This is a genomic window from Arthrobacter flavus (assembly GCF_039526005.1).
Lineage (GTDB): Bacteria > Actinomycetota > Actinomycetes > Actinomycetales > Micrococcaceae > Arthrobacter_D > Arthrobacter_D flavus.
Map to the genome: position 1 here is coordinate 22,741 of NZ_BAAAIJ010000002.1, position 23,624 is coordinate 46,364.

General features: G+C 63.7%; 22 protein-coding genes, 1 tRNA gene and 1 other RNA gene. 12 read left to right on the top strand and 12 right to left on the bottom strand.

The features are described from left to right. The first annotated feature begins 13 nt into the window (after positions 1-13). A complete protein-coding gene (gene def, locus ABD059_RS00515) occupies positions 14-586 on the top strand; it encodes a peptide deformylase (RefSeq protein ID WP_343877060.1) in 573 nt (190 codons plus the stop codon). A gap of 58 nt (positions 587-644) precedes the next feature. Here def and ABD059_RS00520 read toward each other — a convergent pair whose 3' ends face one another. Together ABD059_RS00520 and rnpB are read right to left on the bottom strand one after the other, a co-directional pair. Then, positions 645-1,928, bottom strand: a complete 1,284-nt coding sequence (locus tag ABD059_RS00520; RefSeq protein WP_343877061.1) for an MFS transporter — start codon at positions 1,926-1,928, stop codon at positions 645-647. 115 nt (positions 1,929-2,043) lie between these two features. Beyond that, an RNA gene (gene rnpB / locus ABD059_RS00525) (RNase P RNA component class A) lies at positions 2,044-2,448 on the bottom strand. A 107-nt stretch (positions 2,449-2,555) separates the two neighbouring features. Here rnpB and ABD059_RS00530 point away from each other — a divergent pair. Further along, complete coding sequence (locus ABD059_RS00530; RefSeq protein WP_343877062.1) at positions 2,556-3,320, top strand: YaaA family protein; 765 nt, start codon at positions 2,556-2,558, stop codon at positions 3,318-3,320. A 4-nt stretch (positions 3,321-3,324) separates the two neighbouring features. On the opposite strand, the gene ABD059_RS00535 is transcribed toward ABD059_RS00530, so the two are convergent. The 3 genes from ABD059_RS00535 to ABD059_RS00545 all read right to left on the bottom strand — a co-directional run bounded on the left by ABD059_RS00535 (position 3,325) and on the right by ABD059_RS00545 (position 6,060). Further along, positions 3,325-4,290 (bottom strand): reverse transcriptase-like protein, encoded by a 966-nt coding sequence (locus tag ABD059_RS00535; RefSeq protein ID WP_343877063.1) that lies wholly within the window; start codon positions 4,288-4,290, stop codon positions 3,325-3,327. Positions 4,291-4,294: 4 nt separating this feature from the next. Beyond that, positions 4,295-5,035 (bottom strand): zinc ribbon domain-containing protein, encoded by a 741-nt coding sequence (locus tag ABD059_RS00540; protein ID WP_343877066.1) that lies wholly within the window; start codon positions 5,033-5,035, stop codon positions 4,295-4,297. 113 nt (positions 5,036-5,148) lie between these two features. Continuing rightward, complete coding sequence (locus ABD059_RS00545; protein ID WP_343877068.1) at positions 5,149-6,060, bottom strand: Nif3-like dinuclear metal center hexameric protein; 912 nt, start codon at positions 6,058-6,060, stop codon at positions 5,149-5,151. A gap of 110 nt (positions 6,061-6,170) precedes the next feature. Here ABD059_RS00545 and msrA point away from each other — a divergent pair, with 110 nt between their 5' ends. The 3 genes from msrA to epsC all read left to right on the top strand — a co-directional run bounded on the left by msrA (position 6,171) and on the right by epsC (position 8,342). Beyond that, the gene (gene msrA / locus ABD059_RS00550; RefSeq protein WP_343877069.1) at positions 6,171-6,695 is read left to right on the top strand and encodes a peptide-methionine (S)-S-oxide reductase MsrA; all 525 of its coding nucleotides are present in this window, start codon (positions 6,171-6,173) and stop codon (positions 6,693-6,695) included. Between the two features lie 100 nt (positions 6,696-6,795). Beyond that, the gene (gene cysK / locus ABD059_RS00555) at positions 6,796-7,731 is read left to right on the top strand and encodes a cysteine synthase A (protein WP_343877070.1); all 936 of its coding nucleotides are present in this window, start codon (positions 6,796-6,798) and stop codon (positions 7,729-7,731) included. A gap of 23 nt (positions 7,732-7,754) precedes the next feature. Continuing rightward, positions 7,755-8,342 carry a serine O-acetyltransferase EpsC gene (gene epsC / locus ABD059_RS00560; RefSeq protein ID WP_343877071.1) on the top strand — a complete coding sequence of 196 codons (588 nt, stop codon included), beginning with the start codon at positions 7,755-7,757 and terminating at the stop codon, positions 8,340-8,342. 92 nt (positions 8,343-8,434) lie between these two features. Here epsC and gndA read toward each other — a convergent pair whose 3' ends face one another. Next, on the bottom strand, positions 8,435-9,874 hold the full coding sequence (gene gndA, locus ABD059_RS00565; RefSeq protein ID WP_343877072.1) for an NADP-dependent phosphogluconate dehydrogenase: 1,440 nt from the start codon (positions 9,872-9,874) through the stop codon (positions 8,435-8,437). 295 nt (positions 9,875-10,169) lie between these two features. Here gndA and ABD059_RS00570 point away from each other — a divergent pair, with 295 nt between their 5' ends. After that, on the top strand, positions 10,170-12,134 hold the full coding sequence (locus ABD059_RS00570) for an acyltransferase family protein (RefSeq protein WP_343877073.1): 1,965 nt from the start codon (positions 10,170-10,172) through the stop codon (positions 12,132-12,134). A gap of 51 nt (positions 12,135-12,185) precedes the next feature. On the opposite strand, the gene ABD059_RS00575 is transcribed toward ABD059_RS00570, so the two are convergent. The 5 genes from ABD059_RS00575 to ABD059_RS00595 all read right to left on the bottom strand — a co-directional run bounded on the left by ABD059_RS00575 (position 12,186) and on the right by ABD059_RS00595 (position 14,641). After that, the gene (locus ABD059_RS00575) at positions 12,186-12,536 is read right to left on the bottom strand and encodes a DUF732 domain-containing protein (protein WP_343877074.1); all 351 of its coding nucleotides are present in this window, start codon (positions 12,534-12,536) and stop codon (positions 12,186-12,188) included. 102 nt (positions 12,537-12,638) lie between these two features. Beyond that, positions 12,639-12,714, bottom strand: a tRNA-Val gene (locus ABD059_RS00580). A gap of 88 nt (positions 12,715-12,802) precedes the next feature. Beyond that, a complete protein-coding gene (locus tag ABD059_RS00585; RefSeq protein ID WP_343877075.1) occupies positions 12,803-13,738 on the bottom strand; it encodes an NAD-dependent protein deacetylase in 936 nt (311 codons plus the stop codon). Then, positions 13,735-14,220 (bottom strand): peroxiredoxin, encoded by a 486-nt coding sequence (locus ABD059_RS00590; RefSeq protein WP_343877076.1) that lies wholly within the window; start codon positions 14,218-14,220, stop codon positions 13,735-13,737. Before ABD059_RS00590 ends, ABD059_RS00585 begins: the two co-directional genes overlap by 4 nt. 1 nt (position 14,221) lies before the next feature. Beyond that, the gene (locus tag ABD059_RS00595; RefSeq protein ID WP_343877078.1) at positions 14,222-14,641 is read right to left on the bottom strand and encodes a DUF3052 domain-containing protein; all 420 of its coding nucleotides are present in this window, start codon (positions 14,639-14,641) and stop codon (positions 14,222-14,224) included. Between the two features lie 348 nt (positions 14,642-14,989). On the opposite strand from ABD059_RS00595, the gene aceE reads away from it, so the two are divergent. The 6 genes from aceE (at position 14,990) to fabF (ending at position 22,898) form a co-directional block, all read left to right on the top strand. Beyond that, positions 14,990-17,728 (top strand): pyruvate dehydrogenase (acetyl-transferring), homodimeric type, encoded by a 2,739-nt coding sequence (aceE, locus tag ABD059_RS00600; RefSeq protein ID WP_343877079.1) that lies wholly within the window; start codon positions 14,990-14,992, stop codon positions 17,726-17,728. Positions 17,729-17,884: 156 nt separating this feature from the next. Continuing rightward, positions 17,885-19,120, top strand: coding sequence for a PucR family transcriptional regulator (locus ABD059_RS00605; protein WP_343877081.1), 1,236 nt, complete (start codon positions 17,885-17,887; stop codon positions 19,118-19,120). A gap of 96 nt (positions 19,121-19,216) precedes the next feature. Continuing rightward, positions 19,217-20,182: an ACP S-malonyltransferase gene (locus tag ABD059_RS00610; protein ID WP_343877083.1), complete on the top strand. Its 966-nt coding sequence runs from the start codon at positions 19,217-19,219 to the stop codon at positions 20,180-20,182. Next, positions 20,179-21,231, top strand: coding sequence for a beta-ketoacyl-ACP synthase III (locus ABD059_RS00615; protein ID WP_343877085.1), 1,053 nt, complete (start codon positions 20,179-20,181; stop codon positions 21,229-21,231). The genes ABD059_RS00610 and ABD059_RS00615 overlap by 4 nt, the downstream gene beginning before the upstream one ends. An 83-nt stretch (positions 21,232-21,314) precedes the next feature. After that, positions 21,315-21,560, top strand: coding sequence for an acyl carrier protein (locus ABD059_RS00620; protein ID WP_019482900.1), 246 nt, complete (start codon positions 21,315-21,317; stop codon positions 21,558-21,560). A gap of 102 nt (positions 21,561-21,662) precedes the next feature. Continuing rightward, positions 21,663-22,898, top strand: coding sequence for a beta-ketoacyl-ACP synthase II (gene fabF / locus ABD059_RS00625; RefSeq protein WP_343877089.1), 1,236 nt, complete (start codon positions 21,663-21,665; stop codon positions 22,896-22,898). A 161-nt stretch (positions 22,899-23,059) separates the two neighbouring features. On the opposite strand, the gene ABD059_RS00630 is transcribed toward fabF, so the two are convergent. Next, positions 23,060-23,563, bottom strand: coding sequence for a DUF3145 domain-containing protein (locus ABD059_RS00630; protein ID WP_343877091.1), 504 nt, complete (start codon positions 23,561-23,563; stop codon positions 23,060-23,062). Positions 23,564-23,624: the final 61 nt, after the last annotated feature.

Sequence of the window (23,624 nt, forward strand, 5' to 3'; positions counted from 1 at the left end):
CAGGAAAGCAACAATGACCGTTCACCCAGTCACCATCACCGGTGAGCCTGTGCTGCACCGCCGCGCCGCCGTCGTCACCGAGTTCGATGAGCAGCTGCGCACCCTCATTGCCGACATGTTCGAAACCATGGACGAAGCCAACGGCGTCGGCCTCGCCGCCCCCCAGATCGGGGTGGGCCAGCGGATTTTCGTGTATGGCATGGTGAACGACGACGACGTCGCGCCCCGCGGCGTCCTGGTGAATCCGACACTGGTGACCACCAAGATTTCGGGGGCTGACCCGGATCCCGACGAAGAATCCGAGGGCTGCCTGTCCGTCCCCGGTGAATCCTTTCCGCTGAAACGCGCCGAATGGGTCAAGGTGACGGGGTTCGACGGATTCGGTGAGCGGGTTGAATTCGTGGCCACCGGCTGGTTCGCACGGTGCATGCAGCACGAGTACGACCACCTGGAAGGCAAGCTGTACGTGGACCGGCTGGTCGAACCATACTCACGCGCCGCCCGCAAGGCCATCAAGAAGAACGCCTGGGGCACACCCGGTCTGACCTGGATGCCAGGAGTGGACCCGGACCCCTTCGGCCACTAGCTGCCGACCCCCGTCGGCCCGTTCGTCAGGCGGTGAGTGGCCGGTCGGTGAGTGGTCGCTAGTCCTTTTTGGCGGCGGCGGCCGGCTCCTGCCCGGGTTCGAGATCCTCGAGCCGCTTGACGTGGCGGAGCGGCCCAAAGATCGCCACAAGCGGGGCTCCGGCCGTCAGGACGACGCCGATCAGGACAGCCGTCCAGATACCCACCAGCTCTGCCAGGATGCCGCCGAGGATACTGGCGATCCCGAGCATCCCCCAACTGACCATTCGGGAAGCGGCACCGAGCCTGCCCATCATAGCGGGCGGGCAGACCCGCTGTCTGAAGGCTGCCCCGACCACGATGTTCCAGGCGACGCACACGCCCATCAGGAACAGGCCCAGAACGCCCCACAGCATTCCGTAGCCCGGGGTCATCACCAGCAGTGAGGCGTAGCCCAGCACGCCGGGCACCATCGAATAGCGCCAAACGGGACCCGACCCAAACCGCTCGGTGGCGCGTTTGACGGTGATACCGCCCAACGCTCCCCCGACGGACGCTGCGGCGAGGAGTACACCCAACCAGATTTCGGACTCGTTGAGGGTTCGCAGCACCAAAAGCACCAACAGCGATGCGACCATACTTCCGCCCAGGTTCCAGAGCGCTGCGTTGAACAGGATCGCCCGCAGCGGACCGGTACTGAACGTGTACCGCAGCCCGTCCTTCATCTCCCGGAAGATCCGCCGCTCCCCCTGATACGGCTGAGCCTCCTCGAGCTTGAGGGACGAAATGGCGAACAGGGAGGCGACCGACGTCGCAATCTGCACCAGCAAGGAGTTGGAGGCGCCGAACGCCACGGTCAACCAGCCGGCCAGGCCGCGACCGGCCGCGTCGGCGGACGCCGACGACGCCGTCATCAGGCCGTTGCCTTCGACCAGTTCATCCTTCGACACCGCCTGGGGTATCAACGCCTGATCGGCCAGGGTGAAGAAGACTGCCGACAGGCCGACGAGGAAGGAAACGACGAACAGCTGGGCGATCGACATGATGCCGCACCAGAACGCCACCGGGAGGGTCGCCAGCACGAGGATTCGCGCGATCAGGGACCAGATCATCACCGGCTTCCGTGGCCAGCGGTCCACCCAGACTCCCACCGGCAATCCCAGCAGCAGCCAGGGAAGGAAGGTCATTCCCGCCAGTGCGGCCACAGCGAAGTCGCTGGCCTGCAGTTCGATGACGGCAATGACGGGGAAGGCAATGGAGGTCACTGCCGTTCCGAGCACCCCGACGGTGCTGGAAAGCCAGAGTGCCCGGAAGTTGCGGTTGCGAACCAGCAACGACTTTTGGGGCACCAGGGTCTCGGTCATTGGGATAGCGTAGCCGAGCGGAATCGCTTCACTGGTCAGATCGGGAATTCCGTTCGAACTTGGTCCCGGGGTCTTGACCAGCGGCACTGGCGCGGTGATAATCGCCGGTTTTTTGGGGATGGGTTGACCGATACGCCGGGTTCTGTCCTTCGCCACCGTCGCCGGTGGAGAAGTGGCGGCCATCCATCTACGAACGCCGTTGCCGACGCCCTCCAGCAGCCTACCCGGACACTCAGGCGAGCAGCCTTCAAACGCGCCCTGTCTGGCCTTGCTCCGGGTGGGGTTTACCGAGCCGCACCGGTCACCCGGCACGCTGGTGGTCTCTTACACCACCTTTTCACCCTTACTGCAGCGCATTGCTGCGTACTGCAGCGGTCTATTTTCTGTGGCACTTTCCTGCGGGTTACCCCGAGTGGGCGTTACCCACCACCCTGCTCTGCGGAGCCCGGACGTTCCTCGGTGCACCGATTTCCCGCGCCGGGCGCGTGAGTCGGTGCAACGCGACCGCCTAGTCAACCCATCCGCACCCGATTCTACGCGGCCGGCGACCGAGTCCTTAACCGCCCATCCGCTGTGGTCCTCGACACCCTGCGCAATGGGGGCGGTGAACCTGGGTAAAGTAGTGCGGTGCTGATTTTGCTGCCCCCGTCCGAAGGTAAATCCCCAGCGGTCAAGGGCCCCGCCGTCGATCTCGGGGCTCTCCAGTTCCCGGAGCTCACGGCGGCCCGCCAGACGGTGCTGGCATCCCTGGCCACCGCCAGTACCGGCCCGGACGCCCACCGCATCCTTGGCGTCGGCCAATCGCTGGGCGCCGAGGTGCTCCGCAACATCACCCTGCTGGATCAGCCCGCCGCTCCGGCCTACAAGGTCTACTCGGGGGTCCTGTACGACGCACTGGGCTACAGCACCCTTACGCCGGTGCAACGCCGGAAGGCCCAGGAGTCGGTGGTGGTGATCTCGGCACTCTGGGGTGCGCTGGGCTTCGCCGATCCGATCCCTGCCTACCGCTTGTCCATGTCGGTGTCGCTTCCCGACACCGGCACGCTCGCCTCCTTCTGGAGGCAACGCCTTGGCGGCCCCCTGGATCATCGGTCCGGCGACTCGTTGGTGGTTGACTGCCGCTCCAGCACCTACGGGGCCGCCTGGGCTGGCGTCCCCGAGCGAACCGTCGCCGTTAATGTGCTGCAGGAGCGGGATGGGAAGCGTTCGGTGGTGTCCCATTCAGCCAAGCACACCCGCGGACTGCTGGCACGGCATTTGATCACCCGGCGGTCCGGCCGGCCCACTACCCCGGATCAGCTGCTGCTGGCTGCCCGCGAGCAGTGGCAGGCCGAGCTCACCCCGGCCACCTCACGCAAGCCAGCCCAGCTCAGCATCATCCTGCAGGGCTAGAGGCTCAGGTGGTTTGAGCTGGTCCGTCCCAGTCGGCGACCAGCTCCACTTCAAAACCGGCTGCGTTCTCCAAATAGGCCGCGTAACTCTGCGGACCCCCGGCGTGCGGATACGCGTCGGCGAACAGTGGCGTCCAGCCATGGCTTGTGGCGCGGCGTGCCAGCAGATCCACCTCAACCGGGCTGCCGGCCCGGAACGCCAGATGGTTCAGCCCGGGCCGACGACGTTCGTGAAGCTCACCGGTGACATCGGGGCCCGCTTCAATCACCAGGTACAGCCCGTCGGCGCCGACGTAGCTGGCACCGTCCGCCCAGGTCTCCTTGGCCGTGAAGCCGAGCTGCAGCAGCAACCAGCCGAGGGAAGCTGTGGCCGCCGGCAAGTCACTGACCCACAGCTCAACATGGTGCAGGCGTCCAGACGGCATCCTGACCGGCTCAGACTCGGCTACCTCAGCGGTCGATCCGGCCGGGGCCTGAGGGAGGGCGCGTGGCACCCAGGGGGTGCCCGCCATGCCCGCGTCCATCGCCTCATTGGACAGACGATCGGCATCCTTGTTGATCTCCCGCGGAATCCACTGGTATTTCACCCGTCGAGGATCCAGCACCGCCCGGGCCTTTCGAGCCAGAGCCTGCATGTCCGCGTGTTTGATTTTCCAGCGCCCCTCCATCTGCTCCACCACGAGTTTGGAGTCCATCTTGACGAGGATCCGGCAGGTGGGATCGAGCTCGTTGGCCAATTCCAGGCCTGCAACGAGGCCTGAGTACTCGGCGACGTTGTTGGAGGCCTTGCCGATGTAGGCGGCCTTCTCCACCAGGATGGCGCCGGATTCCGGGTCGCGCACCAAGGCACCGTAACCGGCGTGCCCGGGATTACCCCTGGATCCGCCGTCGGCTTCCACAATCAGGAACCGCGGAGTTGCCGTGGCGCGGGTTTCGTCCGCGTGGTCAAAAAGGGTTTGTTCAGCGGGCACCGGCTTAGTTGCCCCACTCGGCGGATCGCACCAGGATGGCGCCCGAATCCGGACAAAACACGAGGTCATCCTCGGCAGCTTTGCGGAGGTCGGCGAGGTCACCGGGGCTCAGCTGCATTCCCGAGCCTTCAGAGGTGCCGTGGAACAACCGTGCAGCACCTACACCGCGGCGGGCCAGGGTCTTCTCGTACAGGGCCAGGAGGCTGGCCTCGAAGGTTGCTGCCAGTTCGGCGCGCTTGGCTTTGACCGAGTCCGCCTCGGCCGCAATGGTGGCCAGCTCGGCGTCCCGGGTGGCTTCGATCGCGCCGAGACGCTCCCGGGCGTCATCCTTCAACTGCTGTGCCGATTGCTTGGCTCCGCGGGCCGTCTCGACCCGTTCCATAATGTCCAGTTCGACGTCTTCAAGATCGGAGCGTCGTTTGGTCAGGGACGCAACTTCGCTCTGCAGTGCTATCAGGTCCTTGGGACTGCCCGTGCCGCTGTCCAGTCGCTTCTGGTCGCGCTCTAGCCGGTTGACGACCGACTGCACGTCGTCCTCGGAGCGGGTCAGTTCACGCTCAAGATCGAGCAGTGCCGTTTCGGCACGCACCAGGTCGCCGTCGGTCCCTTCAAGCTGTGAGGAAAGCTCAGCAATGGCGGGATTGGCCCGCGCTGTGGCCGCCTGACGTTGCAACTGGTTCAGCCGCGAGTCGAGCGCCTGTAGTTCCAACAGCCGAAGCTGCTCTGCCGGTGGTGCTTTTGCCACAGTAAAACCTCCGCAGTTGCTGATGGGGCGTCTATCCACCCTATTGCACGGAGCACGATCCGGTCACCGTCGAGAAGCTGCGAACCGTTGTGGGCCGGCTGCTTGGTTTCCGGCTACTCGGTGCCGGGCGTCAGGACAAAATCCCAGGGGTCCGAGTTGACGGTGCTGACCCTGATCTCGGCGGTGAATCCCTGATCGGCCAGCACATTCTCCAGGGCGGTGGCAGCGGGTGTCAGCCAGAGCCATTCACTTCCAAAGTGTGAGACATCGATCAGGTATGGCCGGCCATCCCGGGCGGCTTCACGCGCTTCCGACACCGGGTGGTGGCGAAGGTCAGCGGTCACGTAGACGTCGGCGCCGCTTTCCCGGACCTGGTCGAAGAGGCTGTCGCCGGCTCCGCCGCAGACAGCAACCCGGCGCACCATTGCGTCGCGGTCGCCAGCCACGCGTACTCCTCCCGCCACCGCCGGCAGGATCGAGAACACCACCCCGGCAAAATCACCCAGGGTGGTCCCCTCGGAGAGATTACCGACACGCCCGATACCCTCTTCGGGGAGCCCATCGGCCGATTGGGCGAGGGGGTGGACGTCCTGCAGCCCGAACGCGTCTGCCAGCACATCCGAGACGCCACCGACGGCGCTATCGCCGTTGGTGTGGACTGTTGCGAGGGCGCACCCGCCCTCAATCAGGCGGTGCACAGCGTTGCCCTTGAAGTGGCTGGCCGCCACCGAGTTCACGGGCTTCATCATCAGGGGGTGATGGACAATCACCAGGTCTGCACCCCAGTCGAGGGCCTCGCTGATTACATCGTGGGTGGGATCGACGGCGAACAGGATTTTCGCCGCGCTACGCTCCGGCCTCCCCACCACCAGGCCGACCGTGTCCCAGCTCTCGGCCAGGGACTCGGGCCACAGCTCCTCAATGGCTAGCAGGGCATCGCCCACACTCGGCTTCGTCGCACCTTCGGTGGGCTGCTCGGAGGATTGATCGGAGGGTTGCTCAGTGCTCTGAGGTTCAGCTTCCATAGCACTAGTTGTACCCCGCAATCGCGGCTCAGGCCCAATTGTGGGGGTCCCGGTTGCCACTGCTCGGGTGCCTCGGGAATCTTCTGGATCGGCAACGCATTGTTATAGGCATGATGACATTCGTGCTTGGCGGAGGCTGCTTCTGGTGCCTCGACGCCCTTTACCAAAAAACCCGCGGCGTCACCGACGTTATCTCCGGCTACACCGGCGGTCACACCCCGGACCCTGACTACGACGCTGTCTGCACCGGCACCACCGGTCACGCCGAAGTGGTGGCGGTAACCTTCGACGAGTCGATCATCCCGGCAGAGGTGATCCTCGATATGTTCTTCGTGTCGCACGATCCGACCACGCTCAATCGGCAGGGGTACGACGTCGGCACGCAGTACCGCTCGTCAATGTTCTATCAGGACACCGAACAGAAGGAACTGTTCGAGCGTTCCGTTGAGCGGAACCAGGAGAGCTGGTCCGCTCCGATCGTCACCGAGGTCAGCCGGCTCCCCCGCTTCCACCTGGCCGAGGAGTGGCACAACAATTTCTATGCCAAGCACCCCGAGCAGGGGTACTGCCAGGTGATCATCAACCCCAAACTGGCCAAGGCGCGGAAGTATTACGCCCAATGGCTGATCGAGTAACGCACCCGCCCGCCAGCACACCCACGCCGCTAGGCTGAATCCCAGCGCGAACCGGAGTATCCGGCGGACATGTCCCGACTTCCAACCTAGGCAGGTACCCATGGCAAAAATTTACGACGACGTCACCCAGCTGGTCGGACGCACCCCCCTGGTGCGCCTGAACCGCTTGACCGAGGGCCTCGACGCCCAGGTCGCCGTCAAGCTCGAGTTTTACAACCCCGCTAACAGCGTCAAGGACCGGATCGGGGTGGCCATCATCGACGCCGCCGAAAAGGCAGGAGCGCTCAAGCCGGGCGGAACCATCGTTGAAGGCACCTCTGGCAACACCGGCATCTCTCTTGCCATGGTGGGCGCCGCACGGGGATACCGGGTCCTGCTCACCATGCCCGAGACAATGTCCACCGAACGCCGGGTGATGTTGCGGGCCTATGGGGCCGAGATCGTGTTGACCCCCGGGTCCGAAGGCATGCGCGGCGCGGTGGAGAAGGCCAAGGACATTGTGGCGACTACCGAGAACGCTATCTGGGCCCAGCAGTTCGCCAACGAAGCCAACCCGGCCGTCCATCGCGCCACCACTGCGGAGGAGGTCTGGGAAGACACCGACGGTGCCGTAGACATCTTTGTGGCGGGAGTGGGCACCGGCGGAACCATCACCGGCGTCGGGCAGGTCCTCAAGGAACGCAAGCCTGGCGTTCAGATCGTCGCGGTGGAACCAGCCGATTCGCCGATCCTGAACGGTGGAGCCCCGGGCCCCCACAAGATCCAGGGTCTTGGCGCAAACTTCATCCCCGAAATTCTTGACCGGAACGCCTACGACGAGGTGATCGACGCCTCGGTCGAGGACTCAGTACGGGTGGCCCGTGCCCTCGGAACACAGGAAGGCATCCTCGGGGGCATCTCCTCCGGTGCCATCGTCTGGGCAGCCCTGGAGCTCGCCAAGCGGCCAGAGAACGCAGGTAAGCTCATTGTGGCAATTGTCTGCGATTTCGGTGAGCGTTACATCTCAACTGTCTTGTTTGACGACATCAGGGGCTAACGCCCCTCAACAGAAAGTAGTCTGTGAGTTTTCTAGCGCGACTGCACGAGGATCTTCAGACGGCCCGCGAACACGATCCGGCCGCCCGGGGTTCCTTAGAAAATGGGCTGGTCTATTCCGGCCTGCACGCCATCTGGGTGCACCGCCTGACGCACCGGATGTGGGCCAGACCCGGTCTCCGGTTCCCGGCCCGGCTGCTCGCGCAGCTGGCCCGGGCGGCGACCGGGATTGAAATCCACCCCGCAGCGACCATTGGCCGGAGATTTTTCATTGACCACGGCATGGGAGTGGTGATCGGCGGGACAGCCGAAATCGGTGAGGACGTGATGCTGTATCAGGGCGTCACGCTGGGTGGACGGTCCCTGGAAAAGGTCAAACGGCATCCGACCATCGGTGACCGGGTCACCATCGGCGCCGGCGCGAAGGTGCTCGGACCGATCACCATCGGCGCCGGAAGCGCCATCGGCGCCAACGCCGTCGTCGTCAAGGACACGCCGCCCGATTCAATTGCGACCGGGATCCCGGCGACCTACCGGCATCGCGATTCGGCACGGGAGACCCTTCCTGCCGTCGACCCAGCGGAGTACATCGATCCTGCGCTCTACATCTAGAGCACTGTTTAACTGAGATTGGCCCGGCAACTTGCCGGGCCAATCTCAGTTAAACAGCCACGGCGTACCTGGGCTGCCGGACCAGTGGTGGTCTAGTGCGTGTCGACGGCTTCGATTTCCGACTTGTCTTCGCCCCACAGGGTGTGGAAGGTGCCCTCCATGTCGACCCGGTTGTAGGTGTGCGCGCCGAACAGGTCACGCAGGCCCTGGGTGAGGGCTGCCGGCAGGCGACGACGACGGAGTCCGTCGTAGTACGCCAGCGAGGCCGAGAACACCGGCACCGGAATGCCGAGCTGCACGGCGGTCGAGACGACCCGGCGCCAGGCCGGAAGCGCACCGGCAATGGATTCGGCGAAGGCCGGGGCGAGCAGCAGGTTGGCTGGCTGACCGTCAGCGGTGGCGTAGGCCTTCATGATGTCGTCCAGCAGCTCGGCCCGGATGATGCAGCCGGCCCGCCACAGCGAAGCAATCTCATCAAGCTTCAGCTCCCAGCCATACTCCTTGGCCGCGGCGGTGAGCATGTCGATACCCTGCGCGTAGCTGACCAGCTTGGAGGCGTACAAGGCCAGCCGAACATCTTCGACGAAGGTCTCGGGAAGCGCCACGGACCCCTCGTGACCGGCGAGGATCTCCTGTGCCTGGGCACGCTGGTCGCGCTGGGACGACAGACCTCGGGCGAACACCGACTCGGCGATGCCCGATGTTGGACTGCCCAGTTCGAGCGCCGATACCACGGTCCAGCGGCCGGTCCCCTTCTGGCCCGCCGAGTCGACGACGACGTCGACGAAAGGCTTACCCGTGGTGGCGTCGGTGTGGGCGAGAACCTCCGCGGTGATCTCGATGAGGAACGATGACAGGGTGCCGGTGTTCCATTCGGTGAAGATCTTGGCCTGCTCGGCTGGCTCGATGCCTGCACCCGATCGGAGGAGGTCGTAGGCCTCGCCGATGACCTGCATATCGGCGTACTCAATACCGTTGTGGACCATTTTTACAAAGTGACCGGCCCCGTCGGTGCCAATCCAGCGGCAGCATGGTTCGTCGTTGTACTTGGCGGAGATCTTTTCGAGCATCGGTCCCAGCGAATCGTAGGATTCGCGGGAGCCGCCCGGCATAATCGATGGGCCCAGCAGCGCGCCTTCCTCGCCACCGGAGACACCGACGCCCACAAAGTGTAGGCCCTTGGTTGCCAGGTCAGCTTCACGGCGGCGGGTGTCCTCGTAGTGCGAGTTGCCAGCGTCGATGATGATGTCGCCCTTTTCGAGCAGCGGCGCCAGCTGCCCGATGACCGAGTCCACCGGGCCGCCAGCCTTGACCATGATCAGCACCCGGCGCGGCGTTTCCAGAGAATCGACCAGTTCCTGCAGGGATTCGGTGCGCACAAAGTTGCCCTCGTGGCCGTGCTTCTCCAACAGGACGTCGGTCTTCTCGATCGAGCGGTTATGCAGCGCGACGGTGTAACCGTTGCGCGCAAGGTTACGGGCCAAGTTTGCGCCCATGACCGCTAGGCCTGTGACACCGATCTGTGCACTCATGAAGTCTCCAATACTGGGTTTATGCCCCCACGGAAGCGGGCCGATCCGCGGACAGCTGGCTAGCCCGCGCTACGAAGCAGTAGTTTCACCCTATTACTGCCGGTAGCCCCGAGGCCAGACGGGGTCCGATCGTGACGATCAGACCTCTAGACGTGTCATTTCCAGTAGTCAACCCGTCCGCTGCGTATCGTTGCTGAATTGATATAGATTAACCAAGGCATCCCCGGCGAAAGGACATGTCATTTCTTCTCCACCTGCCCGGCAGTCGGCGTCGTTCAGGCCCGACATTCAGGGGTTGCGCGCGATAGCCGTTGGCGCCGTGGTCCTCTACCATGCCGGACTGGCGGTGGTCCCGGGCGGGTACGTCGGGGTGGATGTCTTTTTTGTGATCTCCGGCTTCCTGATTACCGGCCAGCTGATTTCGATGCTTCAGGCGCACCGCCGGATCCCGTTCGGTGAGTTCTATGCCAAACGCATCCGGCGGATTATCCCAGCGTCGTTTGCTGTCCTCGCGTTGACGACGTTGGCCTCGTTGGTCTTCCTCCCGCCGTCCACCCGGCCGGGCGCCCTCCAGGATGCCATTGCCACCGCTCTCTACGTCCCCAATGTGCTGTTCGCCGCGCAGGGCGCCGACTACCTCGCCGAGACAGCGCCGTCCCCGTTCCAGCACTACTGGTCGTTGGGCATTGAGGAGCAGTTCTACCTCTTCTGGCCGTTGATTCTCCTGCTGGGTTTCCTGCTGGTCAGCAAGTCCATCAAGCGCTTGTTCTGGGTGGTCCTGGCGATTGTCACTGTGTCATTCGTGCTGTGCGTCATCATGACCACCACCTCGCAGCCGGCAGCATTTTTCCTGTTGCCGACGCGGGCCTGGGAATTGGGGGTCGGTGCTCTCGCAGCATTCGCCCTTCATGCGGGGCTGATCCGCCTGAACGGCAGGACAGCGGCAGCCGGAACCTGGGTGGGCCTGGCAGGCATCGCCGTCAGCCTCGTGGTCCTGAACTCGGGAACCGTGTTTCCCGGGTGGGCTGCGCTGCTTCCGGTCCTGTCCACCGCGGCCGTCATCATCTGTGGCAGCGCGAGTCCTGCTGGCGGGGCAGGCAGGGTGCTCGGACTTCGACCCCTACAGAAGATCGGCGCCTGGTCCTACTCGATCTACCTGGTGCATTGGCCGCTACTGATCATTCCTCAGGCCGCCGTTGGCTACGAGAACCCGCTTCCGCTCGTCGTAACGCTCGCCCTTGGCGTGCTCAGCGTGCCCCTCGCTGTCCTGTTGTACAGGTTTGTCGAAACCCGCTTCAGGCATCCGAGTGCGGGTGCGCCCGCCCGCACTGGCCGCGTCATCGCCACCGCTGCAGCGGCGTCGTTAGCGTTCGTCGCCGTGGCCGCCGGCCTCAGCGCGGTGCAAAGCAGCACCCCCATTGCCACCACCCGGGACGCCCCCGCCCAACCGTTGCAGCTCTCCCCCACCGGGTCCACGTTCGTGCCTGCCAACCTGACGCCCTCCCTCCGCGATGCACCCGAGAGCGTCCCCGGGATTTATGCAGACGGCTGCCATGCTGACTTTGCCGCCACGGTTGTCCAGGCCGACTGCGTCTACGGGGACAGCAGCGCAGAGCGGGACATTGTCTTGTTCGGAGATTCCCATGCCGCTCAATGGTTCCCCGCCGTGGAGGCCTACGCCGCCGCGAATTCCTATCGGCTGCACAATCTGACCAAATCCAGCTGTCCCTCTGTGGAAATCGGGATTATGCGTGAAGAGTCCCCCTATTCCGAGTGCGAAGAGTGGCACCAGAGCGCGCTCAGTTACATCAACGAGGTGGACCCCGAACTGGTCCTGCTCAGCAACTTCGGAGAAGTCTCCCCGGTGGACACGTCGACGGGGTTGCTTGAGCAGTGGGAAGCGGGGCTGCGTTCCACCCTGGCGGCTTTGCCAGAGTCATCGCGGGCTGTGGTGCTGGCCGATACGCCAAGTCACGATGCCTCTCCCCTGGATTGTTTGTCGCAAAACACTGAAGATGCGACCAGGTGCGACCTGGAGCGGACTGAGGGCATCGATAAGGAAGTCGTCGCGTTGGAGAAACGAGCCACGGCCCAGGAGAACAACTCGTTCTATGTCGACCTCAACGGCTACCTGTGTACCAATCTCTGCCCTTCGATCATTGGCGACCTGCTGGTCTACCGGGACGAGCACCACATCACCACCGAGTTCAGTCGGGCCCTGGCGGGACCGCTGGGAGACGAGTTGGACCGGGTCCGGTAGTGGCGGGGGCGCCATTGGAGGCCGCGTCAGGATCGTGGCAGCGTCAGCTGTCTAGCCAGCGTCAGGGCACAGGTACTGGGAGGCGAGGGCCTGGGTGATTCGGATCCGTTCGACGGTTTCGTCGGTGAGATTCTCTGCCGGGTTGCGGGCTCCGAGTTGCTCGAGATCGGCTCCAGCCTCCAGCTCCGCGCAGACCTGCTGGCCGGTGGCGAGGAGTTGTTCGTCCTTTGAGTACGCTGAGTCGGGTGCTGCCTGGCGCAACTCGGTCAGGAACCGTTCCTGGGCGTCGGCTGCGCTGTCGGCTGCGCTGTCGGCTCCGCTGGCCGACCCGCAGCCGGTCAGCCCAGCCAGCAGACACAGTATCGCCGCGCTGGCGGCGTGGTTCGATGTTTTCCGGTTCACAGCTCAAGGGCTCCTGCCAGCCCGTGGATCGGCCATAGGCGATGGGAAATGGAAAAACCCCGTCTTCTCAAGCTCTGTTGCTCGAAAGAACGGGGTTTTCGGTGGTGGGTCCTACCGGGATCGAACCGATGACATCCACGGTGTAAACGTGGCGCTCTACCAGCTGAGCTAAAGACCCAAACGCGTGGCCTGCGGTCCTGGAACCGGCCAAACCAACGAAGAATTACTCTACTGGCATTCGAAATAGAATGCCAATCGCCGCCGGCCTAACGGCGCTCAAGGTCCGGCAGGGTTTGGGCGAGGAAGGCCAACGCCTCCGACACCCCGATGTCCACCAGGATAGTGGCCAGATCGTCACCGCGGGTCTTACCACGATTGATGATCACCACGGGCTTGCCAGCTTTCGACGCGTGTCGCACAAAACGCAGTCCACTCATCACCGTGAGCGATGATCCTGCCACCAGGAGGGCATCACCGGAATCGACCACCTGATAGGCCTCGGCAACCCTGTCCTTCGGCACGTTCTCCCCAAAGTACACAAAGTCTGGTTTCAGCATGCCTGAGCAGTTGGGGCAGGGGGCCATGACAAAATCGCCGGTGTCGTCGACGTCGGCATCGGCGTCGGGTGCCACGTCGCCGGCGTCGGACTCACGCTCCAGATACCCGGGGTTGAGCGCTTCCAGGAGGACGGCGATGGCGGCGCGGCTGTAGTGATTCCGGCATTGCAGGCAGACCACCCGATCGTAGGTGCCGTGCAGGTCGATCACCTCGGCGCTCCCGGCGGCCGAGTGGAGCCGGTCAACATTCTGGGTGATCAGCCCCGAGAGCAGGCCCCGCGCTTCGAGTGTTGCCAACGCGAGATGTCCGGGATTGGGGTCCGCATGACGGAGATGGTGCCAGCCCACATGGTTCCGGGCCCAGTAACGGCGCCGGAGTGCTTCGTCCCCGACGAACTGTTGATAGGTCATGGGGCTCCGGGGCACTGATTCGGGGCCGCGATAGTCCGGGATCCCCGAGTCTGTGCTGAGTCCGGCCCCGGTGAGGACTGCCAGTCGGCGACCGCCGAGCACTTCGGCTACCACCTCCATCGCCCTGCCCTGGTCTGCGGTCAGGTCCTGGGCGGTAGCCACAGGATCGCCGCTGGCGAAACCAGTCAGCCCCAGACCCTTAGGAGCTTCAGCATCGGGAGAGTTCGCGGTCATGGGGAGTGCCGTGCCGGTGCCGCAAGGGTAGCGAGCGCCGTCTGGTAGGCCCGCAGCGGACGCGGGGCTCCGAGCTCGGTCCTGAAGGTCGCTGCGATGAGACCGTCCGAGTCGATCAAAAAGGTGGCCCGCTCGGCGTAACCGCGGGTGATGTCGAAGGCGCCGTACCGGATTGCCAGGGTGCCATGGGGCCAGAAGTCCGCGAGGAGGTCGAAGCTGAAGCCCTGCTCTGCAGCGTAGGCCCGCAGCGTGTACTTCGAGTCCACGGACACCGCGAGGAGACGAACGTCGTCGTCGTCGAACATCGCAAGATTGTCACGCAGCTCGCAGAGCTCACCGGTGCAGACGCCCGAAAAGGCGAAGGGGTAGAACACCAGCGCGACCGGTGTACCGCGCAGCTCGCTGAGACGAATTGTTTCGCCAAACTGGTTGGATAGTTCAAAGTCCGGCGCTGGCTCGCCGATTGCCGGGAGCCCGGTCATGCTAGCTCTTCCGTCGGCTGACCAATCGGGTGGCTGCCCAGTCCTTCGACACACCGGCCGACGACGTCGCGTGCAGTCCAGCGGTGGGTGCGGCCTCCTGGATCAGTGCGGGAGCAACGTAGCCGTCGCGTCCCGACTTGGGGGTGAGTACCCACACGGTGCCGCCTTCGTCGAGGCAGGTCAAAGAATCCACGAGCGCGTCGACCAGGTCGCCGTCGTCACTGCGCCACCAGAGGAGCACACCGTCGACAACGTCCTGGTCATCTTCCGTGAGCAATTCCGATCCGGTTTCATCTTCGAGGGTGGCGCGAAAGTCGAAGTCCACATCCTCGTCGTATCCGAGTTCCTGCAGCAGGTCCCCGTCCTTGAAACCCAACTTGCCCGCCACAGTATCCGCTGTGGCGGCTTCGGCCTCGCTCACTGTTGTCCTCCCGAAAGACTGTGGACCATCCTGAGGACGGGACCACTAGTTACGTTGATATGCATTATTACCAGCCAACACCCTTTAACGCCATGCATCAAGCCAGCACGGGTTTCCAGCGGTCTATTGTCTGCTTACCTACACCTTATAGCCGGTTCTCGCTGAAGTGAGCCGCCCGTCACCTTGTCCCGGCTACGCATCCCCGGCACGTCGCGGCTAGAGTAACTAGGTGATCCGCCACGATCCTGACAATCTTGGATTGTGGCTACAGACAGGCTTCGGAGTACAGCTCCGTTGCGGCAGTTTTGAGCATCGCAGACATCATCTGCGAAGTGGGAGAGGTTTGGCGTGGCTGTAGAGCAGGGTGGACCGGAGATTCTAAGCAATTTGACCGGCGGCACGGACGGTGATCCGGAGGAAACAGCCGAGTGGATTGAATCCCTCGATGAGCTGATCCGGGTCCAGGGCACCGAACGGGCGCAGTTCATCATGCGTTCGCTGTTGCAGCGTGCCGGAGCGCGGAGCGTCGGTGTGCCAATGGTGACAACCACCGACTACGTGAACACCATCCCGGTGGATCAGGAACCCGACTTTCCGGGTGACGAAGAAATCGAGCGCAAGTTCCGCGCCTGGATGCGCTGGAACGCAGCAGTCATGGTGCACCGCGCCCAGCGCCCCGAAATCGGCGTCGGCGGGCACATCTCCACCTATGCGGGTGCCGCCACGCTCTATGAGGTCGGTTTCAACCACTTCTTCCGCGGCAAGGACCACGCCGGCGGCGGTGATCAGGTGTTCTTCCAGGGCCACGCGTCCCCGGGGATGTATGCCAGGGCTTTCCTCGAAGGACGTTTGACCGAGGAAGATCTCGACGGATTCCGGCAGGAGAAGTCGAAGGAAGGCCACGCCCTCTCCTCGTACCCGCATCCGCGCCTGATGCCAGAATTCTGGGAATTCCCCACCGTGTCCATGGGCATCGGCCCCATGAACGCGATCTACCAGGCCCAGTCCAACCGGTACCTCCACAACCGTGGCATCAAGGACACCTCCGACCAGCAGGTCTGGGCGTTCCTGGGCGACGGCGAAATGGACGAACCAGAGTCACGCGGCCTGCTGCAGCTCGCGGCGAACGAACGGCTGGACAACCTCAACTTTGTCATCAACTGCAACCTCCAGCGGCTCGATGGCCCGGTGCGCGGCAATGGCAAGATCATGCAGGAACTTGAGGCCTTCTTCAGAGGCGCTGGCTGGAACGTCATCAAGGTGGTCTGGGGCCGCGAATGGGACGAACTGTTGGAGAAGGACGAGGACGGATCTCTTGTCGGGATCATGAACTCCACGCCCGACGGCGACTACCAGACCTACAAGGCGGAGTCCGGTGGATTCGTCCGCGAGCACTTCTTCGGAAAGACACCGCAGACCAAGGAAATGGTCGCTGACTACAGCGACGACGCCGTGTGGAAGCTCAAGCGCGGTGGCCACGACTACCGTAAGGTCTTCGCCGCCTACAAAGCCGCGACCGAGTTCAAGGGGAAGCCGACCGTCATCCTGGCCAAGACGGTCAAGGGTTACGGTCTAGGCCCACACTTCGAGGGACGCAACGCGACCCACCAGATGAAGAAGCTGACGTCGGAGGATCTGAAGGCGTTCAGGGACCACCTGCGCATCCCCGTCTCGGACGAGCAGATCGACGACGACCTTTACAACGCTCCGTACTACCACCCAGGTGCGGACGCCCCCGAGATCAAGTACCTCCTGGATCGCCGCAAGGCGCTGGGCGGGTTTGTCCCCGAGCGGCGGAACAAGCACACGGAGATTACCCTCCCGGGCGACAAAGCCTACGAGGTGGCGAAGCGGGGCTCCGGCAAGCAGATGGCGGCCACCACCATGGCGTTCGTCAGACTGTTGAAGGACCTGATGCGGGACAAGGAGTTCGGTAACCGCGTGGTGCCGATCATCCCTGATGAAGCGCGCACCTTCGGGATGGACTCGTTCTTCCCGACGGCCAAGATCTACAACCCGAATGGCCAGAACTATCTGTCGGTGGACCGGGACCTCGTTCTGGCCTACAAAGAGTCGGTCGAAGGGCAGATCCTGCACGCGGGTATCAATGAGGCTGGTTCGGTAGCAGCGTTCACTGCCGCCGGAACTGCCTATGCCACCCACGGCGAGCCGTTGATTCCCGTCTACGTGTTCTACTCGATGTTCGGGTTCCAGCGCACCGGCGATTCCTACTGGGCTGCCGCTGACCAGATGACCCGCGGGTTCATCATCGGTGCCACCGCGGGCCGCACCACTCTGACCGGTGAGGGATTGCAGCACGCTGATGGGCACTCCCCGCTACTGGCCTCCACCAACCCGGCAGTGGTCACCTACGATCCGGCCTACGGCTACGAAATCGGCCACATCATGCGGGACGGTCTGAAGCGCATGTACGGCGAAGGGTCCGAGGACCGGAACCTGATGTACTACATCACGGTCTACAACGAGCCGATCCTGCAGCCCAAGGAGCCGGAAGAACTCGACGTCGAGGGAGTCCTCAAGGGCATCTACCTGCTGTCCCCGGCCAAGATCGACGGTGCGCGCGCTCAGTTGCTCGCCTCGGGCGTCTCGGTGCCGTGGGCACTGGAAGCGCAGCAGATCCTCGCTGACGACTGGGGTGTCTCTGCTGACGTCTGGTCGGTGACGTCCTGGAACGAACTGCGCCGGGACGGGCTCGCTGCTGAAGAGGACGCGTTCCTGAACCCGTCCGACGACGCCCGGGTACCGTTCATCACCCAGCAGCTCGAAGGCGCCACTGGTCCGATCGTGGCAGTGACTGACTATATGAAGGCTGTTCCGGACCAGGTGAGGCAGTTCCTGCCGAACGAGTTCGCGACGCTCGGCGCCGACGGGTTCGGTTTCTCCGATACCCGGGCCGCGGCACGCCGGTTCTTCAAGATCGACAGCCATTCCGTGGTGGTGCGAGCCCTCGAAATGCTGGCACGCCGCGGTGAGGTGGACGCTGGTGCGCCCGCCGAAGCGATCGACAAGTACAAGCTGCTTGATGTGAACGCCGGCACCACCGGCACCACCGGCGGAGACAGCTAACTCGTACCATAAACGGCCCTGAGGGTCAGGTTTGCCGGTTGCCACCGGCGGATCTGAGGCTCAGGGCCGTTTCTGTCGGTGCCCGTCGTGCTGTCGGCGTGTTTGTAGCCTCCACACAAAATGGAGCCTGACACCCAGGGGACGTATGCTCGACCCATGCCTGTGTCCGAACGCCCATTTCCGCCCAGTTCCCGCAAGGCCCAGATCCCGGTCGCCGACCCGGACACGGTGGAACGGCTGAAGTCGAAGATCGGCGCCCTGTCAACCGCTACCCTGCAGCAACTTGACGCGTCGCTGCCCTGGTACCGGGGGTTGCGCCCGGATGAGCGGTCTGCCCTGGGCATGGTGGCGCAGAAGGGGATCGCGTCCTTCGTCAACTGGTATCAGCGCCCCGTGTCGCCGGCCTGGGTCCTCAGCGACGTGTTTGGCACCGCGCCGACCGAGCTCACCCGTTCGATCAGCCTGCAGAAGGCGCTGCAACTGATTCGTGTGGTGGTCCAAGTGGTCGAGGACCGAGTGCCTGACCTGGCAGCGGACGCTGATCAGGGCGCACTCCGCGAGGCCGTTCTGCGCTACTCACGGGAGGTGGCGTTTGCTGCTGCCGACGTCTACGCGCGGGCCGCTGAGACCCGCGGGTCCTGGGACACCCGACTCGAAGCGCTCGTAGTCGATGCCATCCTCCGCGGTGAAAGTTCGGACGCCCTGCGTTCACGAATCGCTGCCGTGGGCTGGCAGTCCCAGGCGCGAATTACCGTCATGGTAGGCAGTTCGCCGCCGGAGCCCAACGCCCTGTTCCTCAACGAATTGCGGCGCACCACTGATCGAATCGCCGAAGATACCCTGGTGGGAATCCAGGGCGACCGGCTGATCCTCGTTCTCGGCGGGGTGGAGAATAACGAGAGCACCTACAGCCGTTTGAGTGATCTGTTCGGGTCGGGGCCTGTGGTGTACGGACCCGAATCGGAATCCCTGGTGGCCGCAAGTGGCTCGGCGCAGGCAGCCTTTGCCGGACTGACTGCGGCGCGTGCCTGGCCTGCCGCACCCCGCCCGGTCGCTGCGGACGACCTGTGGCCCGAACGTGTCATCTCCGGCGACGACACGGCGCGAAAGGCGCTGATTCGCAACATTTACCGTCCGCTGGTCGGTGCATCGAATGGTCTCGAGGAGACCCTGTCCTCCTACCTCAATCTGGGGCATTCGCTGGAGGCGACCTCCCGCGCGTTGTTCGTTCATGCGAACACCGTTCGCTACCGGCTGCGACGCGTCTGCGACATCACCGGATGGGATCCCTTGCTCCCCCGTGAAGCGTTTGTCCTGCAGACGGCGCTCATGGTGGGAAGACTATCCCAGCCGTCGCCAGGGCCCGCCGAGCGCCCTGTTACTCGTCCGTAACCCGGTCCCTCGTTGTAGACTTCCTACAAAGCGGCTCCCGGAGCTTCGTGCGCCGGGGTACCCGATAAACCTCTCCCAGTTTGGAAAGCTTGAAACGTGCTTGCAATCGTCTGCCCCGGTCAGGGGTCCCAAACGCCCGGTTTCTTGAGCCCCTGGTTAGAACTTCCTGGTGTCCCTGAGCATCTAGACTCCCTCAGCGGCCAGGCCGGGCTGGATCTCATCCGACACGGCACCGAGTCAGATGAGGAGACCATCAAGGATACTGCGGTGGCGCAACCACTGATTGTGGCTGCCGGTTTGGTGACAGCACGCGTGTTGCTGGCCGGTCGTCCGATGACCGCAGCGACAGTGGTCGCCGGCCACTCGGTCGGCGAGCTCACGGCGTCGGCCATTTCAGGCGCCTTGTCCGAACAGGACGCCGTCACCTTCGTTCGCGTCCGTGCAACAGCCATGGCGGAGGCAGCCGCGTTCCTCCCCACGGGAATGAGTGCAGTGCTGGGTGGGGACCCCGACGACGTCGCCGCCGTCCTTGCCCGACACGGTCTTACTGCGGCGAACAGCAATGGTGGTGGCCAGGTAGTCGCCGCCGGCACGCTGGACCAGCTCGCGGCATTGGCAGCTGATCCGCCGACGAAAGCCCGCGTCATCCCCCTCAAAGTTGCCGGAGCCTTCCACACCCATCACATGAGCCCGGCTGCGACGGCCCTCCAGGAGCTGCGCGGGTCCCTGACGCCGATGGCACCGACCGCTACTTTGTTGTCCAACTTTGACGGGGCGCCGGTGGTCACTGGGGAGGGCAATCTGGACAGTTTGATCGCCCAGGTATCCCGGCCGGTCAGATGGGATCTCTGCATGGCCCAGATGGAACAGATGGGCGTGTCCGGAGTGATCGAACTTTCGCCGGCAGGTACTTTGACCGGCCTGATGAAGCGCGGAATGCGCGGGACGCCCACATTGCCCGTAAAATCGCCGGAGGATCTTGCTGCTGCGGCTGCGTTTATTGATGAGCATTCCCGTACACCGGATCCGGTCATTTCCCCCATCGCAGAAGGACATTCGTGAACGCCCCGGCTTTGAAGCAAGCTCCACTGCGCGAGCACACCCGTATCCTGGGCATTGGGGCTTTCCGCCCCGATGTCATTGTTACCAATGAAGACGTCTGTCAGTGGATAGATTCTTCTGATGAGTGGATCCGACAGCGGACCGGTATTGTGACGCGGCATCGCGCCGACCGGGACACCAGTGTGATCGACATGGCCGAAGCGGCTGCGCGAAGCGCTCTGGAGAATGCCGGCATTGAGGCATCCCAGCTCGGCGCCGTGCTCGTCTCGACCGTGACCCATCCCTACGCCACTCCCTCGGCTGCCGCTCAACTCACCGACCGGCTGGGCGCGACCCCGGCGCCGGCATACGACATTTCCGCAGCCTGTGCAGGTTACTGCTATGGCATTGCACAGGCTGATGCGATGGTGCACGCCGGAACCGCCGAGTACGTACTGGTGGTGGGCGTTGAGAAGCTGTCGGACTTCATCGACAACGCAGATCGCACGATTTCCTTTTTGCTGGGCGACGGCGCTGGCGCTGTGGTGATCGGTCCTGCCGACAGCGCAGGGATTGGTCCGTCCGTCTGGGGCTCCGATGGCAGCAAGCACCAGGCCATCCGGATGTCCCACTCGCTCCTTGACATCCGGGACGCCGAGCTGGCCTCGGTTGCCGCGGTGGGTGGGACCCTCGATGATGCGCCAAAGGCATCCTGGCCCACCATGCGCCAGGATGGGCAGACCGTCTTCCGTTGGGCTGTCTGGGAAATGGCCAAGGTGGCACAACGTGCTCTCGACGAAGCCGGGGTCACAGCTGACGACCTGGCCGCGTTTGTCCCTCATCAGGCGAATATCCGCATCATCGATGAAATGGTTAAGCAGCTCAAGCTTCCCGAGCATGTCGAGGTGGCTCGCGATATTGTAGACGCGGGGAACACCTCGGCCGCCTCCATTCCCCTTGCCATGCACCGCATGCTGCAGGAAAACCCCTCTCTGAGTGGCGGTCTTGCGTTGCAGATCGGTTTTGGCGCCGGGTTGGTGTTCGGCGCGCAGGTGATCGTGCTCCCCTAGTTTTTCCCAAGCAAAACCGTCAACCGCGGTTTGATTAACCATGTCGGGTCATTGATCCGGCTAGACAAGAAAAGGAGCCATCCATGGCTAGCAACGAAGAAATCCTGGCCGGACTGGCCGAAATCGTCAACGAGGAAACTGGTCTTGCACCAGAGTCGGTTGAGATGGACAAGTCCTTCACCGATGACCTGGACATCGATTCCATCTCGATGATGACCATCGTGGTCAACGCCGAGGAAAAGTTCGGCGTTCGCATCCCCGACGAAGAGGTCAAGAACCTGAAGACCGTCGGCGACGCCGTCAACTTCATCTCCGGCGCTCAGGCCTAAGCAGTTCAGCCTTCGGGGCCGCCGGCATCCTTGGGTACCGGCGGCCCGGAAGACCCATTAGCACGTTCCATCGCAACACCCCCACGTTTTAGAGAGTGAACCATGGCACGCAAAGTAGTGATCACTGGCCTAGGCGCGACGACGCCCATTGGCGGCGACGTTCCCACCATGTGGAAGAACGCCCTCAAAGGTGTTTCCGGTGCTCGAACCATCGAAGCCGACTGGGTCCAGGAGTACGAGCTGCCCGTGACCTTCGCGGCACAGGTCACCACCCCTGCCAGCGAGGTCCTCTCGCGAGTTGAAGCCAAGCGCATGGATCCGTCCACCCAGTTCGCGGTCATCGCAGCCCGCGAGGCCTGGCGGGACTCTGGCCTTGAAGAAGTTGACCATGACCGGTTTGCGGTAGCCTTCGCGACCGGTATCGGCGGGGTGTGGACCCTGCTGGATGCATGGGACACCCTCCGCGCCAAGGGCCCACGTCGCGTGCTGCCCATGACGGTGCCCATGCTGATGCCCAATGGGCCCGCAGCAGCCGTCAGCCTGGATCTCGGTGCCCGCGCGGGTGCCCACACACCGGTGTCCGCGTGTGCATCCGGCACCGAGGCGCTCCACCAGGGGCTCGAGCTCATTCGCTCCGGGAAGGCCGACGTCGTCATGTGTGGCGGCGCCGAAGCGGCCATCCACCCGATGCCAATTGCCGCGTTCGCCTCGATGCACGCGCTGTCGCGGCGGAATGACGATCCCGAGCACGCGTCACGCCCCTACGACACCGGGCGAGATGGCTTCGTCATGGGCGAAGGTGCTGGGGCTCTCCTCATCGAAGCCGAGGAACATGCGCTGGCACGTGGAGCCCGGATCTACGGCGAACTTGCCGGCACCTCGGTCACCGCAGATGCCTATCACATCACTGCCCCCGATCCCGGCGGACTGGGCGCAACGCGAGCCTTGAAGGCTGCCATGTTCGACGCCAGGGTGCAGCCATCGGATATTTCGCATGTCAACGCACACGCAACCTCCACTCCCGTGGGTGACAAACCCGAATACGTAGCTCTGAAAACAGCGCTGGGTTCACACATCGACAATGTGGCGGTGTCAGCCACCAAGTCGCAGACCGGCCACCTGCTCGGCGCTTCAGGAGCCGTTGAGGCGGTGATGACAGTGCTCGCTGTCCACGAACGCAAGATGCCTGTCACGATCAACCTGGAGAACCAGGATCCAGAAATTCCGTTGGACATTGTGACTACCGAGCGGACGCTTCCCGCTGGCGATCTGGTGGCGCTGAGTAACTCGTTCGGTTTTGGCGGACACAACGCAGTGATAGTCGTGCGCAGCGTCTAGTGAGTCAGCCGGGTCACCATTAGTGACCCGGACACAGTAAGAGGCGCCGTCCCTCAGGGGCGGCGCCTCTTACTGTGTCAGGAACTACTGTGTCCGGGGTTACTGTGTCAGGAACTGAGATCTCTGGAACTGTTGGCGTCCGTCAGACAGCGGGGGGTTGCTTAGCCGACCTGGTGAAGCCACCTGACCGGTGCGCCTTCAGCAGCGTGCCGGAAGGGTTCGAGTTCTTCATCCCAGGATTCCCCGAGGGCAAGGGAGAGCTCGTGGTAAACGGCAGCGGGGTCGCCCGCGCCCGTTTCATAGGCATACCGGATACGGTCCTCGGTCACCATGATGTTGCCGTGAACGTCGGTTGCGGCGTGGAAGATGCCCAGTTCCGGCGTGTGGGACCACCGTCCGCCGTCGGCTCCGGCACTCTGCTCCTCGGTGACCTCGTACCGAAGATGTGCCCAACCCCGCAGGGCTGATGCCAACTGCGCGCCGGATCCCTGGGGTCCGACCCAGGAGAGTTCGGACCTAAACATGCCGGGCGAAGCAGGTTGAGGGCTCCACTCTAGATCGGTTCGCTGATCAATCACAGAACCGATCGCCCACTCGATATGTGGGCATAACGCGGAAGGGGCTGAGTGAATATACAACACTCCGCGCGCCGTAATACCAGACATTCCATCCTCCATAGCTGTAGGTACGTCTTCCCCAACGACCTGCAACGGGAACGAAAATATC

Coding starts and splice junctions, on each gene's coding strand:
- fabF (WP_343877089.1), top strand. CDS start 21,663: ATGGCACGCAAAGTAGTGATCACTGGCCTAGGCGCGACGACGCCCATT.
- ABD059_RS00630 (WP_343877091.1), bottom strand. CDS start 23,563: ATGTCTGGTATTACGGCGCGCGGAGTGTTGTATATTCACTCAGCCCCT.
- gndA (WP_343877072.1), bottom strand. CDS start 9,874: ATGAGTGCACAGATCGGTGTCACAGGCCTAGCGGTCATGGGCGCAAAC.
- ABD059_RS00545 (WP_343877068.1), bottom strand. CDS start 6,060: ATGGAAGCTGAACCTCAGAGCACTGAGCAACCCTCCGATCAATCCTCC.
- ABD059_RS00520 (WP_343877061.1), bottom strand. CDS start 1,928: ATGACCGAGACCCTGGTGCCCCAAAAGTCGTTGCTGGTTCGCAACCGC.
- ABD059_RS00605 (WP_343877081.1), top strand. CDS start 17,885: ATGCCTGTGTCCGAACGCCCATTTCCGCCCAGTTCCCGCAAGGCCCAG.
- ABD059_RS00590 (WP_343877076.1), bottom strand. CDS start 14,220: ATGACCGGGCTCCCGGCAATCGGCGAGCCAGCGCCGGACTTTGAACTA.
- ABD059_RS00620 (WP_019482900.1), top strand. CDS start 21,315: ATGGCTAGCAACGAAGAAATCCTGGCCGGACTGGCCGAAATCGTCAAC.
- def (WP_343877060.1), top strand. CDS start 14: ATGACCGTTCACCCAGTCACCATCACCGGTGAGCCTGTGCTGCACCGC.
- ABD059_RS00585 (WP_343877075.1), bottom strand. CDS start 13,738: ATGACCGCGAACTCTCCCGATGCTGAAGCTCCTAAGGGTCTGGGGCTG.
- cysK (WP_343877070.1), top strand. CDS start 6,796: ATGGCAAAAATTTACGACGACGTCACCCAGCTGGTCGGACGCACCCCC.
- msrA (WP_343877069.1), top strand. CDS start 6,171: ATGATGACATTCGTGCTTGGCGGAGGCTGCTTCTGGTGCCTCGACGCC.